14 protein-coding genes are annotated in these 14,574 nt (G+C 66.2%); 4 read left to right on the forward strand and 10 right to left on the reverse strand.

From position 1 onward, the window contains the following. The first annotated feature begins 8 nt into the window (after positions 1-8). Positions 9-386, forward strand: coding sequence for a rhodanese-like domain-containing protein (locus BW990_RS00125; RefSeq protein ID WP_076443789.1), 378 nt, complete (start codon positions 9-11; stop codon positions 384-386). Positions 387-389: 3 nt separating this feature from the next. On the opposite strand, the gene BW990_RS00130 is transcribed toward BW990_RS00125, so the two are convergent. Continuing rightward, the gene (locus tag BW990_RS00130) at positions 390-1,358 is read right to left on the reverse strand and encodes a 2-hydroxyacid dehydrogenase (RefSeq protein ID WP_076443791.1); all 969 of its coding nucleotides are present in this window, start codon (positions 1,356-1,358) and stop codon (positions 390-392) included. Between the two features lie 195 nt (positions 1,359-1,553). Here BW990_RS00130 and BW990_RS00135 point away from each other — a divergent pair, with 195 nt between their 5' ends. The 3 genes from BW990_RS00135 to folD all read left to right on the forward strand — a co-directional run bounded on the left by BW990_RS00135 (position 1,554) and on the right by folD (position 4,500). After that, on the forward strand, positions 1,554-3,230 hold the full coding sequence (locus BW990_RS00135; RefSeq protein WP_076443793.1) for a formate--tetrahydrofolate ligase: 1,677 nt from the start codon (positions 1,554-1,556) through the stop codon (positions 3,228-3,230). Between the two features lie 89 nt (positions 3,231-3,319). After that, on the forward strand, positions 3,320-3,604 hold the full coding sequence (locus tag BW990_RS00140; RefSeq protein WP_407690118.1) for a chorismate mutase: 285 nt from the start codon (positions 3,320-3,322) through the stop codon (positions 3,602-3,604). Further along, on the forward strand, positions 3,601-4,500 hold the full coding sequence (folD, locus tag BW990_RS00145; RefSeq protein ID WP_076443797.1) for a bifunctional methylenetetrahydrofolate dehydrogenase/methenyltetrahydrofolate cyclohydrolase FolD: 900 nt from the start codon (positions 3,601-3,603) through the stop codon (positions 4,498-4,500). Before BW990_RS00140 ends, folD begins: the two co-directional genes overlap by 4 nt. Before the next feature lie 97 nt (positions 4,501-4,597). Here the strand turns inward: folD and BW990_RS00150 are convergent, their stop codons facing one another. The 9 genes from BW990_RS00150 to rpsT all read right to left on the reverse strand — a co-directional run bounded on the left by BW990_RS00150 (position 4,598) and on the right by rpsT (position 14,568). Next, positions 4,598-5,056, reverse strand: a complete 459-nt coding sequence (locus BW990_RS00150) for a GNAT family N-acetyltransferase (protein WP_076443799.1) — start codon at positions 5,054-5,056, stop codon at positions 4,598-4,600. 71 nt (positions 5,057-5,127) lie between these two features. Continuing rightward, the gene (locus BW990_RS00155) at positions 5,128-6,054 is read right to left on the reverse strand and encodes an alpha/beta fold hydrolase (protein WP_076443801.1); all 927 of its coding nucleotides are present in this window, start codon (positions 6,052-6,054) and stop codon (positions 5,128-5,130) included. A 263-nt stretch (positions 6,055-6,317) separates the two neighbouring features. Beyond that, positions 6,318-6,746, reverse strand: coding sequence for a c-type cytochrome (locus BW990_RS00160; protein WP_076443803.1), 429 nt, complete (start codon positions 6,744-6,746; stop codon positions 6,318-6,320). An 84-nt stretch (positions 6,747-6,830) separates the two neighbouring features. Next, entirely contained in the window at positions 6,831-9,248 is a 2,418-nt protein-coding gene (gyrB, locus tag BW990_RS00165) for a DNA topoisomerase (ATP-hydrolyzing) subunit B (RefSeq protein WP_076443805.1), read from the reverse strand. Between the two features lie 80 nt (positions 9,249-9,328). Further along, positions 9,329-9,949 (reverse strand): LysE family translocator, encoded by a 621-nt coding sequence (locus tag BW990_RS00170; protein ID WP_076443807.1) that lies wholly within the window; start codon positions 9,947-9,949, stop codon positions 9,329-9,331. Next, on the reverse strand, positions 9,946-11,055 hold the full coding sequence (recF, locus tag BW990_RS00175) for a DNA replication/repair protein RecF (protein WP_076445044.1): 1,110 nt from the start codon (positions 11,053-11,055) through the stop codon (positions 9,946-9,948). Before recF ends, BW990_RS00170 begins: the two co-directional genes overlap by 4 nt. Before the next feature lie 111 nt (positions 11,056-11,166). Beyond that, on the reverse strand, positions 11,167-12,285 hold the full coding sequence (gene dnaN / locus BW990_RS00180; protein ID WP_076443809.1) for a DNA polymerase III subunit beta: 1,119 nt from the start codon (positions 12,283-12,285) through the stop codon (positions 11,167-11,169). Positions 12,286-12,428: 143 nt separating this feature from the next. Continuing rightward, on the reverse strand, positions 12,429-13,799 hold the full coding sequence (gene dnaA, locus BW990_RS00185; protein ID WP_076443811.1) for a chromosomal replication initiator protein DnaA: 1,371 nt from the start codon (positions 13,797-13,799) through the stop codon (positions 12,429-12,431). A gap of 505 nt (positions 13,800-14,304) precedes the next feature. After that, complete coding sequence (rpsT, locus tag BW990_RS00190) at positions 14,305-14,568, reverse strand: 30S ribosomal protein S20 (RefSeq protein ID WP_076443813.1); 264 nt, start codon at positions 14,566-14,568, stop codon at positions 14,305-14,307. Between the last annotated feature and the right edge of the window lie 6 nt (positions 14,569-14,574).

Consider the following 14,574-nt stretch of genomic DNA (forward strand, 5'->3'; position numbering starts at 1 on the left):
CGAAGATCATGGACAGTGAACAACTCGGCACGGCGACCTTCGAACGCTGGAGCCCCGAAGAGGTGAAGGCCGCGCGTGACGCGGGCGAGATCGTCATTATCGACGTGCGCACGCCGCAGGAATTTGCCTTCGAGCATATCGAGGGCGCGATGAACTTCCCGATGGTCTTCTTCGACCCCAAGGCCCTGCCCGGGCAGAGCGACAAGCGGATCGTGCTGCATTGCGGCTCGGGCATCCGCTCGGCGAAGATGGCAAAGCTCGCCGCCGAGGCGGGGTTCGACGTGATCGCCCATCTCGAAGGCGGCTTCGGTGCGTGGAAGCAGGCCAAGCTGGCCTATATCGGCACCGACATGGCCTCGGGCGCGCCGAAACGGATGGGCGGCTGAGGCTCAGCCCACCGGGTTCGGCAGCGGCTTTCCGGCGAAGAACGCGTCGAGATTGTCGAGCACCATATGCCCCATCGCCGCGCGCGTCTCGGCGGTGGCGGAGCCCAGATGCGGCAGCAGCACCACGTTGTCGAGGTGGCGCAGCGCGTCCGGCACATGCGGCTCCTTCGCGAAGACATCGAGGCCCGCGCCGCGGATGCGCCCGGCCTCGAGCGCCGCTGTCAGCGCGGCTTCGTCCACCACGTCACCGCGCGCGGTGTTGATCAGGAACCCCTCGGGCCCAATGAGGTCGAGCCGCGCGGCATCGATCATGCCGCTGTTCTCGCCGCCGCCCGGCAGGTGCAGCGACACCATGTCGGCGGCCTCGCAGACCGCGTCGATCGACGGCAGGCGGGTTGCATCCAGCCCCTGAAGCCGCTCCGCCGCGACCTCCGAGCGGTTGTAATAGACCACCTTCATGCCGAAGCCGTGCTGCGCCCGTCGTGCCGTGGCGATGCCGATCCGGCCCATCCCGACAATGCCGAGCGTCTTGCCCGAGAGCTTGGTTCCGATGAGCTGCGTCGGCGTCCAGCCGTGCCACGCCCCCGCGCGCACCATTCGCTCCCCCTCGCCCGCGCGGCGCGCGATCATCAGCATGAGCGTCAGCGCGATATCGGCCGTGCAATCGGTCAGCACGCCCGGCGTGTTCGACACCGCGATGCCCGCAGCCTTCGCGGCGGCCACGTCGATATGGTTATACCCGACCCCGAAATTCCCGATGATCCACGCGCGCGGACTGCCCTCGAAGAGATCGGCCGGCAGCGCATCCGTCACCGTCGGACAAACCGCGTCGTAATCCGCAAGCGCCGCGCGCATCTGATCTGTGTCGAGGGGCGCGTCGTCGGCATTCAGCGTCGCATCGTAGTCGCGCGCGGCCCGTGCCTCGCATTCCGCGGGCCAGCCCCGGGTGATCAGGATCTTCGGTTTGGCCATGTCTTCCTCCGTGCATTTCCCCCGAGGTAAAGCCGCGAGGGCCCAATGCACCACCCCTTTCCTGCGGGCTTGCCGCGAAAGCGAACCCCATCGTCGCTTCCAGACGCATGAAATCTCAAAAATCCGCATTGTTCAGCACGAGCGGACAGGGCACATCGTCCGCGCAAGGGACACACCGGCGGGAGTACGCGGATCATGGCACCCAAAACCGATATCGAGATCGCCCGTGCGGCGAACAAGAAGCCCATTCAGGAGATCGGCGACAAGCTCGGCATCCCCTCGGACGCGCTGCTGCCTTACGGCCACGACAAGGCCAAGGTCGGTCAGGACTTCATCAATTCGCTGGCGGATCGCCCGGATGGCAAGCTCATTCTCGTGACCGCGATCAACCCGACGCCCGCGGGCGAAGGCAAGACCACGACCACGGTCGGTCTGGGCGACGGGCTCAATGCGATCGGCAGACGCGCCGCGATCTGCATCCGCGAGGCCTCGCTCGGGCCCAATTTCGGGATGAAGGGCGGGGCCGCGGGCGGCGGTTACGCCCAGGTCGTCCCGATGGAGGACATGAACCTCCACTTTACCGGCGATTTCCACGCCATCACCTCGGCGCATAACCTCCTTGCGGCGATGATCGACAACCACATCTACTGGGGCAATGCGCTCGAGATCGACATCCGCCGCGTCACCTGGCGGCGCGTGCTCGACATGAACGACCGCGCGCTGCGCCAGATCACCGCCTCGCTCGGCGGTGTCGCCAACGGCTTTCCGCGCGAGACCGGCTTCGACATCACCGTGGCCTCCGAGGTCATGGCGATCCTCTGCCTCGCGACCGACCTCAAGGACCTGGAAAAGCGCCTCGGCGACATGATCGTGGCCTACCGGCGCGACAAGTCCCCGGTCTATTGCCGCGATATCGGCGCGGACGGGGCGATGACGGTGCTGCTGAAAGACGCGATGCAGCCGAACCTCGTGCAGACGCTGGAAAACAACCCGGCCTTCGTGCATGGTGGGCCGTTTGCGAACATCGCCCATGGCTGCAACTCGGTCATCGCCACCAAGACCGCGCTGAAGCTCGCCGATTACGTGGTGACCGAGGCGGGCTTCGGGGCCGATCTCGGGGCCGAGAAGTTCTTCGACATCAAGTGCCGCAAGGCGGGCCTGAGCCCCGCCGCGGTGGTGCTGGTGGCGACGGTGCGCGCGATGAAGATGAACGGCGGCGTCGCCAAGGCCGATCTCGGCGCGGAAAACGTCGATGCCGTGAAAAAGGGCTGCGCGAACCTCGGCCGTCACATCGAGAACGTGCAAGGTTTCGGCGTGCCGGTCGTGGTGGCGATCAACCACTTCGCGGGCGACAGCGCGGCCGAGGTGCAGGCGGTGAAGGATTTCGTCGCGGCGCAAGGCTCCGAGGCGGTGCTGGCCAAGCATTGGGCGGATGGCTCGGCGGGCGTGACCGAACTGGCCACCAAGGTCGCGGCGCTGGCCGATGGCGGCAGCGCGGCTTTCGCCCCGCTCTATCCCGACGCCATGTCGCTCTCCGAGAAGATCGAAACCGTGGCCAAGAGGATCTATCGCGCCGACGGCGTCGAGATGGATCAGAAGATCCGCGCCCAGCTCAAGGAATGGGAAGACCAGGGCTACGGTGCATTGCCGGTCTGCATGGCCAAGACGCAATATTCCTTCTCCACCGATCCGAACCTGCGCGGCGCACCCACCGGCTTCTCGATCCCGGTGCGCGAGGTGCGGCTCTCGGCGGGCGCGGGCTTCGTCGTGGCGATCTGCGGCGAGATCATGACCATGCCGGGCCTGCCCTCGGCCCCCGCGGCGCAATCGATCCGGTTGAACGCGGACGGCGAGATCGAAGGCCTGTTCTAAAGACTTGTCATCCCGCGCCCCGCCCGGCATTGCGGGGCGCGAAACGACATGGAAGGCATGACATGAAGCCGCCCCGGGACATTACCTCCATGGCCGACCTGCGTGTCGAGATCGACGCGCTCGACCGGCAGTTGATGACGCTTCTGGGCCAGCGCGCGCGGCTCATCGACCGCGCGGCGGAGCTGAAGCCGGCCGAAGGCCTGCCCGCCCGCACCACCGACCGCGTCGCGCAGGTTTTGGCCAATGCCCGCGCGAATGCCGCCGAGCACGGCGTCGATCCCGATCTCGCCGAGCGGATCTGGCACCAGCTCATCGAAGCCGCCATCGCGCAGGAAGAAGACGTGATGGGCCCCGACAAAGGACGAAACGCATGAGCGCCAGGATCATCGACGGCAAGGCCTTCGCCGCCACCATCCGCGAGAAGGTCGCGCAGCATGTCGCCCGCCTGAGCGACGCGCATGGCATCACGCCGGGCCTTGCGGTCGTGCTCGTGGGCGAGGACCCCGCGAGCGAGGTCTACGTGGCCAGCAAACACAAGCAGACCGTCGAGGCGGGCATGCGCTCCTTCGAGCACAAGCTGCCCGCCGACACCTCCGAGGCCGATCTCTTCGCGCTGATCGACCGGCTCAATGCCGACCCGGAGGTGCACGGCATCCTCTGCCAGTTCCCGGTGCCCGATCATCTCGACGAGCGCGCCATCGTGGCCCGGATCGACCCGGCGAAGGACGTGGACGGCCTCAGCGTGACCAATGCGGGGCTGCTCGCCGCCGGCGAGAAGGGGCTCGTCTCCTGCACGCCGCTCGGCTGCCTCATGCTGCTGCGCGATGAGCTGCCCGACATGACCGGGCTCGAAGCGGTCGTTATCGGCCGCTCGAACCTGTTCGGCAAACCCATGGCGCAGCTTCTCCTGCGGGAGAATTGCACCGTCACCATCGCCCATTCCCGCACCCGCGACCTGCCCGGCACCGTGCGCCGCGCCGATATCGTCGTGGCCGCCGTGGGCCGCGCCGAGATGGTGAAGGCCGATTGGGTCAAGCCCGGTGCCACGGTGATCGATGTGGGCATAACGCGCATTCCGCATCCCGACAAACCCGGCAAGACCAAGCTTCTGGGCGATGTGGATTTCGAGGCGGTCCGCGAGGTCGCAGGTGCGATCACGCCGGTGCCCGGCGGCGTCGGCCCGATGACCATCGCCTGCCTTCTGGCCAATACGGTCACCGCCTGCTGCCGCGCCCACGGCCTTGCGGAACCCGAAGGCCTGACCGCCTGACGCCCCTCACGATCGGACCGAAGATAGCTCCGGAGAGCGCGAGAGACAGCGTCTCTCGCAGGCGCGGGCCCGGCTCGATGCCGGGGCCGCGCCTTTCCTAGCCGAGGTCGAGTCGCATCGTGGCCATGCCGCCGCGCTCCGACAGCACCTCGAAGCCAGCGGACAGATAGGCGTTCATCGCGGGCCCATTCTCCGTCTCGCATTTCAGGGTCACGACCAGCGCTTCGAGCTGCCGCGCGGCGTCGATCACCAGCGCGGCGAGCTGCCCGCCCGCGCCACCGCGCGCCGCCGGTGCCACGAAGGCATAGGTCAGATGCCGAACCTCGGGCCCGATCCCCACTCGCAGCGCGAAGAAGCCCACGTCGCGGCCCGCCTCGTCCACGAGGTAGAAGGACGCGTCGTCAAGCTCGTTCAGCCACTTTTCCTGCCATTCCAGCGGATCGAGCGGAAATTTCGCGTTCGGATTGACCAGCGCCATCTCCTCCGCATCCGGGATCATCTCGCCCAGCGTGACCACTTCGAAGGGCGCGTTCCTGCGCAGGGACAAATTCGCCATGCAAGGCCTCCGGTCGACAATTCACCGCGCGGCCGGCCCCATGAGAGCCGGGCCAACCGCGCCTCCTGCGCTCAGCGCTGCGCCATCTGCGCCCGAATGAAATCCGCGCATTCGGCGGCGGCGGTCACCGGGATCATGTGACCGCGGCCGTCCAATTCGCCATATGTGGCGCCGGTCCGCTCCGCAAAGGCACGGCCGTGCTTTTCCGGCTTCAGGATCGCATCCGATCCGCCGAAGAGCACCGCGATCGGCACGCTCAGCTCGGCCTCCCGGGCCGCGATCCGCTCCAGCCCGCCGCGGCTGAGCGCCAGATCGCCCGCCGCCGAGATGAAGGCCGCGCAGCGCCGCGCCAGCCGCGCACCGCCGCGCAGCCCGAAATCCTCGGGCACGGGATCGGGCGCGAAGACGTCGCGCAGGACCTGCCGCTCCATCGCAGGCGCCATGGCCCCCGCAACGCCATGCCCCAAAGGCGGCACCAGCGCGCGGATCGGGATGTCGATACCCTTGAAGGGGCGCGGGGTCTTTTCCACCGGCTGCGTGGCGGGACAGAGAAGCACGAGCCCGCTTATCTGTTCGGAATGATCGAGCGCCAGCGCCAGCGCCAGGCTGCCGCCCAGCGAATGTCCGACGATCAGGGGCTTTTCCAGGCCTTCCGCCGCGATGAATTCCGCGATCATCCGCGCCTGCTCCGCCAGATCGCCCAGCGCCGGATCGTCCCGTTCGGACCAGCCGCAACCGGGCCGATCGATCGAGATCACCCGCGCGTCAGCCGCCAGAAGGCCGCTCAGCGAATGGGTGAAGTTGTAGAGATTGCCGCCGAGCCCGTGGATCATCACGATGGGCGGCCCCGATCCTTCCTCGACCCAGTGGATGCGCCCGCCCGACACCTTGGTGAAGCGGCCATGGGCCGGCAGGTCCGCCTCAGCGGAGGCGCTGGACAGCTGGCTGAGGCAGAGCAGCAGCAGAAGACACAGCACGATCAGGGTTGCGGGGACCATGGCGACACCATCCTCGGGACATGAAATGGCCCGGATGACGACCCGGGCGAAGGCGAGTGTAGGACACCGCGTGAGCCTGTGCGACCGCTATTGTCGCGGTTCGGGACCGCCCCGGGGGTCGGGTCCCGAGGAATTGGCACAGCTTTTCCGAATTCTGCCGCAGGTTTCCGGCATCTATGCGTTCAAGAAGGGTCTGGGTCGTTGGATCGGCTCGAACGCGCCACTTCCAGGCCTGAAGGCCGCCACCCTGCCGAGGGCCGGTTTCAGTTTCCACCATGGCTGCGCTGGCGCTGAATCTCCCGCGCCTCATCGGGCCAGGCGGCCCGGATGAAGGCAAGGATGTCGAGAACCTCGTCCTCGCTCAGAACCGTCTCGAATGCGGGCATGCCGCTGCGAAAATCCGTCACTCCGCGCGCCGCCAGCGCCGCCGCGCCGCCCTTCAGGGTGTAATCCACCAGAAGGTCCGTGTCGTGGTGCCAGGTATGACCGGTCACGTCATGGGGCGGTGCGGGCAGAATCCCGTCCGTGCCCGGGCTGCGCCAATCCGACTGGCCTTCGAGGTCCGCCCCGTGGCACGACGCGCAGTTCTCGGCATAAAGCGCCGCACCGGCCTGCAGGTCGCGATCCGCAAAGCGGTGATCCGCCTCGACGGCCGTGGCCGCGCAGGCGAAGAGCAGGGCCGTGCATCTCATGTCCGGCGGTCCTCCCAATGACAAGCTGCCCGGACCTTGCCCGGCGCTGTCATCGCGCGGGCAAGGTCGGTGCGCGGCATCACTTCAGAAATCGAGATTCTCCACGCTCAGGGCGTTCTGCTGGATGAATTCGCGGCGCGGCTCGACCACGTCGCCCATAAGCTTGGTGAAGAGGTCGTCGGCCTCGGCCGTGTCGTCCACCTCCACCCGCAGAAGCGTCCGCGCATCGGGGTCGAGCGTGGTCTCCCAGAGCTGGCTCGGGTTCATCTCGCCCAGACCCTTGTAGCGCTGCAGCTGGTTGCCCTTTTCGCCTTCCTCGAGGATCGCCTCCAGGAGGTCGAGCGGGCCGTGGATCACCTGCCGCCGGTCCTTGCGTTGCAGGAAGGCCGGGCTGCCATAGACGGCCTGCAGCGCCTGGGTGAAACTGCCGGTGCGCCGCGCCTCGCCCGAGCGCAGCATGGTGCCGTCGAGCGTGCGCACCTCTTCGACACCGCGCAGGATACGCGCCAGGCGGATGCCGCGATCCTGGGTGATCCGACCGTGCCAGCCCTTCTCGTACTCGACCGCGATCAGGTCCAGACGTTCCGCCACTCGGTCGGCCACGCCCTGCAGGTCGGCATCGACCGCCCCCGGCACGAAGGCCCCGGCGATGGCGGACTGTTCCAGGATGCGACGGGGATAATGCGTCGGGAACGCGTCGAGCACGCGCTTCAATTGCCGCGCTTCCTCGACCACGCGGACCAGATCGGTGCCGGTGACTTCCTCGCCGTTGCCCTGCTGCAGGATCGCCCCGTCGGTGCCCTGCTGGATCAGGTAATCCTCGAGCGCGGGCGTGTCCTTGAGATACACTTCGGACTTGCCGCGCGAGACTTTGTAGAGCGGCGGCTGCGCGATGTAGAGATACCCGCCCTCGATCAGTTCCGGCATCTGCCGGTAGAAGAAGGTCAGCAGCAGCGTGCGGATATGCGCGCCGTCGACATCCGCGTCGGTCATCAGCACGATCTTGTGGTAACGCAGCTTCTTGATGTCGAACTCGTCGCGCCCGATGCCGGTGCCCAGCGCCATGACGAGGTTGCCGATTTCCTGGCTCGACAGCATGCGGTCGAAGCGCGCGCGCTCGACGTTCAGGATCTTGCCCTTGAGCGGCAGGATCGCCTGCGTGCCCCGGTCGCGCCCGGTCTGCGCGGAGCCGCCGGCGCTGTCACCCTCGACGATGAAAAGCTCGGTCTTGGCCGGATCCTTCTCGGAGCAATCCTTGAGCTTGCCGGCCAGGAAGTTCACGTCCATCGCGGTCTTGCGGCGGGTCAGCTCCCGCGCCTTCCGCGCCGCCTCGCGCGCCATCGCGGCCTCGACGATCTTGCCGACGATCATCTTGGCCTCGTTGGGGTTCTCCTCCATCCATTCCGACAGCTTCTCGTTCATCAGCCCCTCGACCGCCGGGCGCACTTCGGACGACACCAGCTTGTCCTTGGTCTGGGACGAGAATTTCGGATCGGGCACCTTGACCGACAGCACGCAGGTCAGACCCTCGCGTGCATCGTCGCCGGTGAAGCTGATCTTCTCGCGCTTGGCGATCCCGGATTCCTGCGCGTATTTGGTCAGCGTCCGGGTGAGCGCGCCGCGGAAGCCCGCCATATGCGTGCCGCCGTCGCGCTGCGGGATGTTGTTGGTGAAGGGCAGCACGTTCTCGTGGTAGCTGTCGTTCCACCACATCGCCACCTCGACGCCGATCCCGTCGCGCTCGCCGGTCATGTAGATCGGCTCGTCGATCATCGGCGACTTGGAACGGTCGAGATACTTGACGAATTCCTTCACGCCGCCTTCGTAGAACAGCTCCGAGCGCAAGGGCTCCGCCGGGCGTTCATCCTCGAGCAGGATGCGCACACCGGAATTCAGGAAGGCCAGTTCGCGCAGCCGCTTCTCGAGGATGTGGAAATCGTAATCGAGGTTCGAGAAGGTCGTCAGCGAGGCCAGAAAGCGGACCTCGGTGCCCTGCTGGCCGTTGGCGTCACCCACATCCTTCAGATGCTCGACCGTCTCGCCGCGCTCGAAGCGCGCGACATGCTCGCGCCCGTTGCGCCAGATGCGCAGCTCCAGCCAGTCCGACAGCGCGTTCACCACCGAGACGCCGACGCCGTGCAGACCGCCCGAGACCTTGTAGGAATTCTGGTCGAACTTCCCGCCCGCATGCAGCTGGGTCATGATGACCTCGGCCGCCGAGACGCCCTCTTCCTCGTGAATATCGACCGGAATGCCGCGCCCGTTATCGGAGACCGACACGCTGTTGTCGGCATGCAGCTTGACGTTCACGCGGGTGGCGTGACCGGCCAGCGCCTCGTCGATGCCGTTATCGACAACCTCGTAGACCATGTGGTGCAGGCCCGAGCCATCGTCGGTGTCACCGATATACATGCCCGGCCGTTTGCGCACGGCCTCCAAGCCCTTGAGAACCTTGATGGATCCTGCGCCGTATTCCTCGGGCACATCGGTGCTCTCTGCCATGGATTTTTTCCTTGTTCTTGTCCCGCACTATATACGAATTCTGGTGGGGAATGTCACGCCATTGCCCCAGATTTTGCGTCTCAGGTGAAGGGGATGACGCATCCCACCGCCATTAGGAGGCACCCGGCCACGATGTTGGTCCGGCGCACCGCCCGCGGGCTCGACAGAAGCCGCTTCACCCGGTCGATGGAGACCGCCAGCATCAGGTTTCCGACCAGCGGCACGATCGCCGATATGAGCGAGATGACGGCCATGTCGGCCCATGTCACCCGGGTGATGTCGAAGAAGCCCGGCAGCATGCCCATGTAGAACAGGATCGCCTTGGGATTGCCGATGATGACGGCAAGCCCCGCGCCGAAGCCCGCCCACATGCCGGGTCGCGTCAGGCGGCTGTCGCCGGAGAGATCGGCATCGGCATTGCGCAGAATGAGCGCGCCCATGACGAGAAAGGTCAGCGCCGCGACCCAGCGCAGCGCCTCGATGAAGCCGCCATAGACCGACAGGATCCAGCTGACCCCCAGAATGGCGAGAAACGGCCAGAGCATGTCGCCGATCACCACGCCCAGCGCGAGCGGCCAGGCCGCGTGAAACCCGCCCGAAAGCGCGCGGGCGACCAGCGCCACCCAGACGGGCCCCGGCGTCAGGAACAGGATCAGAAGCGCCCCGGCATAAAGCGTGAGATCCGCCAGACCCAGCGTCATGGCCGGTCCCTCTGCGTCACGCGGCTTTCGCCCGCGGCCTCGGTGACCTTGACATATTGCGCGCGGTCGCCCAGCTCGGCGAAGAGCTCCGGTCCGGTCCCGGTCATCCAGGCCTGCGCACCCAGTGCCGTGACCTCGGCGTAAAGCGCGGCCCGGCGATCCGCATCGAGATGCGCCGCGACCTCGTCCAGCAACAAAAGCGGCGGCGCCCCGAAATCCGCGGCGATGGCGCGCGCATTGGCGAGGATCAGCGAAATCAGGAGCGCCTTCTGCTCTCCGGTGGAGCAGTCCGACGCCGGCACATCCTTGGCCACATAGGTTCCCAAAAGGTCGGCGCGGTGCGGACCGACCAGCGTGCGCCCCGCCATCAGGTCGCGCGGGCGCGAGGCGGCGAGCGCCTCGGCGAAAGGCGCCTCGCCTTCGGGCATGTCGGCGTCCGCGTGCAGCAATTCGAGGTTTGCCGTGGGAAAGGCCGTCTCGGCCCCGTCCTGCGCAGCGGCAAGCCGCGTCAGCGCGGCGCGCCGGTTCGCGTCGATCACCGCACCCGTCCGCGCCATCTGCGCCTCGAGCGCGCGGTACCAATGGGCATCGCGGATCTGGTCCTTCAGCAGGCGATTGCGGTCGCGCATGGCCTTTTCGTAATCGAGGCTCGCCTCCGCATGATCCGGAAAGAACGACAGCGTCATGCGGTCGAGAAAGCGCCGGCGCCCCTCGGCGCCCTCGATCCAGAGCCGGTCCATCGACGGCACCAGCCACAGGACCCGGGCGATGCGGCCAAGCGTGGTCTGCGGCTGCGGCTTCTCGTCGATGCGCACCTGCCGGGGCTGGCCCGCCTCGGACAGGAACGCCACTTCCGACCGGCCCTGCGGCCCCGCCACGATGCCCGAGACCTTCCAGCCCAGCGCCTCGGGCCGCCGCGTCATCTCCTGCGCCGAGCCGCGCCGCATCCCCCGGCCCGGCGAGAACAGCGAAACCGCCTCAAGCAGATTGGTCTTGCCTGCCCCGTTCGGCCCGAAGATCGCCACCGGGCGCGCATCCACGGCGATCTCCGCCCGCCGGTGCGATCGGAAATGCGACAGGGTCAGGGTGTCGAGGGACAGGCTCATCGACCGGATGTAGACCCCCCGGAACGGCAAAGGCAAGGCGGCCGGTCGCCCGTCGGTCTTGCCTCTTTTCAAATACGCGAAAACCGCCGCAGGCGGGCTGCCCGGTTCGGGTCAGACGCGCATCGGCATGACCACGTAGACGGCGCTTTCGTCGCTGCCTTCCCGCATCAGAGTCGGATCGCCGGCGGAGTTGAACATGAAGACGGCGTTCTCGCGGTCGACCTGGCTCGCGATTTCGAGAAGGTACTTGGCGTTGAAGCCGATCTCCAGCCGCTCGTCGCCATAGGCCACGGCCAGCTCTTCCTCGGCGGCGCCGCTGTCGGGGGCGTTCACCGACAGGATCAGGCGATCCTCATCAAGCTGCAGCTTCACCGCGCGGGAACGCTCGGAGGACACGGTCGAGACACGGTCGACGGCCTTGGCGAATTCGGACGCATCCACTTCCAGCCGCTTGGTGTTCGCCTGCGGGATGACGCGGGTGTAATCGGGGAAGGTGCCGTCGATCACCTTGGAGGTCAGGGTGATGTCGGGCGTGGCGAACCGCACCTTGGTTTCCGACACCGAGACAGCGATATCCATGTCGTCGTCGTCCAGCAGCTTGCGCAGCTCGCCCACGGTCTTGCGCGGCACGATCACGCCCGGCATGTCCTCGGCGCCCGCGGGCAGGTCGGTGTCGATCCGCGCGAGCCGGTGACCGTCGGTCGCGACGCAGCGCAGCACCCGGCCATCGGCGGCCTCGGAGACGTGCATGTAGACGCCGTTCAGGTAATAGCGCGTCTCCTCGGTGGAGATGGCGAATTTCGACTTGTCGAAGAGGCGCCGCAACGCCGCCGCCTTGATCGAGAAGTTGGAGGCGTATTCGGACGACGCCATGACCGGGAAGTCTTCCTTGGGCAGCGTGGCGAGCGAGAAGTTGGAGCGGCCCGCCTCGACCGTCAGGCGCCCGGTCGCGCTGTCGTCGGTCAGGGTGACGAGGGCGCCATCGGGCAGCTTGCGGACGATCTCGTGCAGCGTCACCGCCGACACGGTCGTGGCGCCCGCGCGCTCGACCTGGGCCGGGGCCTTGTCCACCACCTCGATATCCAGATCGGTGGCGCGGAACTGGCCGGTATCGCCCTCGGCCTCGATCAGCACGTTGGCGAGGATCGGAATGGTGTTGCGGCGCTCGACCACGGACTGCGCCTGGCTCACCGCTTTGAGCAGAGCCGCCCGCTCCATGCTGACTTTCATGATCTATCCCTCCAGAGACACCTGAGCGGCGCGAGGAAGTCCTCGCGCCGACAAGTTTCCCGTTTTGTCCGACGTCTGCGCAGGGCCGTCAAGGCCGCTGGCCCGCCGCGGCGGCGCCCGGTGTCATGTGTTGTGACGGAGACTCATTCCTCGAGGGCGCGGCGCAGCAATTCCACGTCTTCGGCGATCTGGGCATCCGACCGCATCAGGTCCTCGATCCGCTTCACGCCATGCATGACCGTGGTGTGATCGCGTCCGCCGAAGCGGCGCCCGATATCGGGCAGCGACCGGGCGGTCATCTGCTTGCACAGATACATGGCCACCTGCCGCGGGCGGGCGAAATTGCGCACGCGCTTGGGCCCGATCAGGTCCGACAGGCGGATATGGTAATGCTCGGCCACCTTGCGCTGGATTTCCTCGACAGAGATCTTGCGCTCGGAGGCGCGGATCACGTCCGACAGGCAATCCTGCGCGAGTTCCAGCGTGACCGGTTTGCCCACCAGCGAGGCGAAGGCGTAAAGCCGGTTCAGCGCCCCTTCGAGCACACGCACGTTCGAGGAGATGCGATGCGCAAGGAAAGCCAGAACGCCATCCTCGATGATGACATCGGGATAATGCACGCCGTGGCTTTCGCACTTGGATTGCAAGATGCCGAGGCGCAGCTCGTAATCGGTCGGGTGCAGGTCCACGACGAGGCCCGATTGCAGGCGAGAGCGGATGCGGTTCTCCATGTCCTTGATCTCGTCCGGCGCGCGGTCGGCGGAGATGACGATCTGCTTGTTCTGGTCCACCAGCGTGTTGAAGGTGTGGAAGAATTCCTCCTGCGTGGAATCCTTGCCCGCGATGAACTGCACGTCGTCGACCATCAGCACGTCGACCGACCGGAAGAGCGACTTGAAATCCATCATCCGGCGATCGCGCAAAGCCTGCACGAAGCGGTACATGAACTGCTCCGCCGAAAGGTAGAGCACGTTCAGCTCGGGGTTGCGCGCGCGCAACTCGAGCGCGATGGCGTGCATCAGGTGCGTCTTGCCGAGACCCACACCGCCATGCAGGAACAGCGGGTTGAAGGTGACGGGGCCGCCCTCGGCGACGCGGCGGGCCGCCGCATTGGCCAGCTCGTTAGGCTTGCCCACGACGAAATTGTCGAAGTTCAGGCGCGGCTCAAGCGGGGCGCTCGGCAACAGATCCGATGCGTCGCGCGCCACATTGTCAGTCGGTGTCGCGGCAGGCTTCGCCGGGCGCACGGGCGCCTGGCCCTGGATCTTGCGGTCCATGGCCACGCGGAACTGAATCCGCCGCACATCGGGTTGAACGTGAGAAATGCCTGCCAGAATCGCATCTCCGAAATTCTGCGAGACGTAGTTCCCCACAAAATGTGTGGGTGCCCGAAGAACGGCCACCCCGTCTTTGCACTCGTCAAACTTGAGAGGCTTGATCCAGGTGGCGAAATTATTCTCGCCAAGCGTACGCGCCAGATTGTCCTGAACCGTGTCCCATTGCTCCAAAGTCATGCTCGATCAGTCCCCAAGCTTCGATCGTTATCACCAGACGCAGCCCCAACTGCACCGCGGACACGACGATCAGGCACAGCCTCTCCGCCCGGCCCCGAGAGGGCCGGTTGAAGACGATGCGACATTTGGCATGCGCAAAAGGGCCCAAACCCCTCTCGCGAATGCGAAACGTCACAGGCATGCAATGGACAGAGCCGATAAGCACGGCTTTCGCCGCAGACAGGGTCGAGCGCAAATCGACCCCTAAAGCATCCGGACCGCGAAACCAAACCAACGTTTCGCACCGGCGCTTTGACCTGTCCCCCCAAGCGATCGTGACTCGCTAAGTGGAAACTAGAGGACCTCTACGCGACCCGGCAACTGCTCTCTTCTATTGACTCGCAGTTTAGGGAAAAAGAATCTCCCCGCCGTTCCGAAAAGCCACAGAGATCCTTGCGGCACAAAAAAAGGCGCCGGAAAATGGCGCCTTTTCATGCCGTTACCGGGCCGAGCCCGAAAACATGTTTTAGGACAATGCCTTGACCCGTGCCGACAGGCGGGAGACTTTCCGCGATGCGGTATTCTTGTGGAACACGCCTTTCGTGACGCCGCGCATGAGCTCGGGCTGGGCGTTTTTTAGTGCCGTCTGGGCCGCGTCCTTGTCGCCGGAGGCGATCGCTTCCTCGACCTTGCGCAGATAGGTACGGATGCGCGAACGGCGTGCCTTGTTGACCGCGTTGCGGCGCTCGTTCTGACGGGCGCGCTTCTTCGACTGGGGCGTATTTGCCATGATGAT

It is taken from the genome of Roseivivax lentus, from assembly GCF_900156805.1.
Taxonomy (GTDB): Bacteria; Pseudomonadota; Alphaproteobacteria; order Rhodobacterales; family Rhodobacteraceae; genus Roseivivax; species Roseivivax lentus.

Excerpts from the sequence above, each read along its gene's own strand:
- rpsT (WP_076443813.1), bottom strand. The coding sequence starts at position 14,568 with ATGGCAAATACGCCCCAGTCGAAGAAGCGCGCCCGTCAGAACGAGCGC.
- BW990_RS00155 (WP_076443801.1), bottom strand. The coding sequence starts at position 6,054 with ATGGTCCCCGCAACCCTGATCGTGCTGTGTCTTCTGCTGCTGCTCTGC.
- BW990_RS00170 (WP_076443807.1), bottom strand. The coding sequence starts at position 9,949 with ATGACGCTGGGTCTGGCGGATCTCACGCTTTATGCCGGGGCGCTTCTG.
- BW990_RS00125 (WP_076443789.1), top strand. The coding sequence starts at position 9 with ATGGACAGTGAACAACTCGGCACGGCGACCTTCGAACGCTGGAGCCCC.
- gyrB (WP_076443805.1), bottom strand. The coding sequence starts at position 9,248 with ATGGCAGAGAGCACCGATGTGCCCGAGGAATACGGCGCAGGATCCATC.
- BW990_RS00135 (WP_076443793.1), top strand. The coding sequence starts at position 1,554 with ATGGCACCCAAAACCGATATCGAGATCGCCCGTGCGGCGAACAAGAAG.
- dnaN (WP_076443809.1), bottom strand. The coding sequence starts at position 12,285 with ATGAAAGTCAGCATGGAGCGGGCGGCTCTGCTCAAAGCGGTGAGCCAG.
- BW990_RS00150 (WP_076443799.1), bottom strand. The coding sequence starts at position 5,056 with ATGGCGAATTTGTCCCTGCGCAGGAACGCGCCCTTCGAAGTGGTCACG.
- BW990_RS00140 (WP_407690118.1), top strand. The coding sequence starts at position 3,320 with ATGGCCGACCTGCGTGTCGAGATCGACGCGCTCGACCGGCAGTTGATG.
- BW990_RS00160 (WP_076443803.1), bottom strand. The coding sequence starts at position 6,746 with ATGAGATGCACGGCCCTGCTCTTCGCCTGCGCGGCCACGGCCGTCGAG.
- folD (WP_076443797.1), top strand. The coding sequence starts at position 3,601 with ATGAGCGCCAGGATCATCGACGGCAAGGCCTTCGCCGCCACCATCCGC.
- recF (WP_076445044.1), bottom strand. The coding sequence starts at position 11,055 with ATGAGCCTGTCCCTCGACACCCTGACCCTGTCGCATTTCCGATCGCAC.
- dnaA (WP_076443811.1), bottom strand. The coding sequence starts at position 13,799 with ATGACTTTGGAGCAATGGGACACGGTTCAGGACAATCTGGCGCGTACG.
- BW990_RS00130 (WP_076443791.1), bottom strand. The coding sequence starts at position 1,358 with ATGGCCAAACCGAAGATCCTGATCACCCGGGGCTGGCCCGCGGAATGC.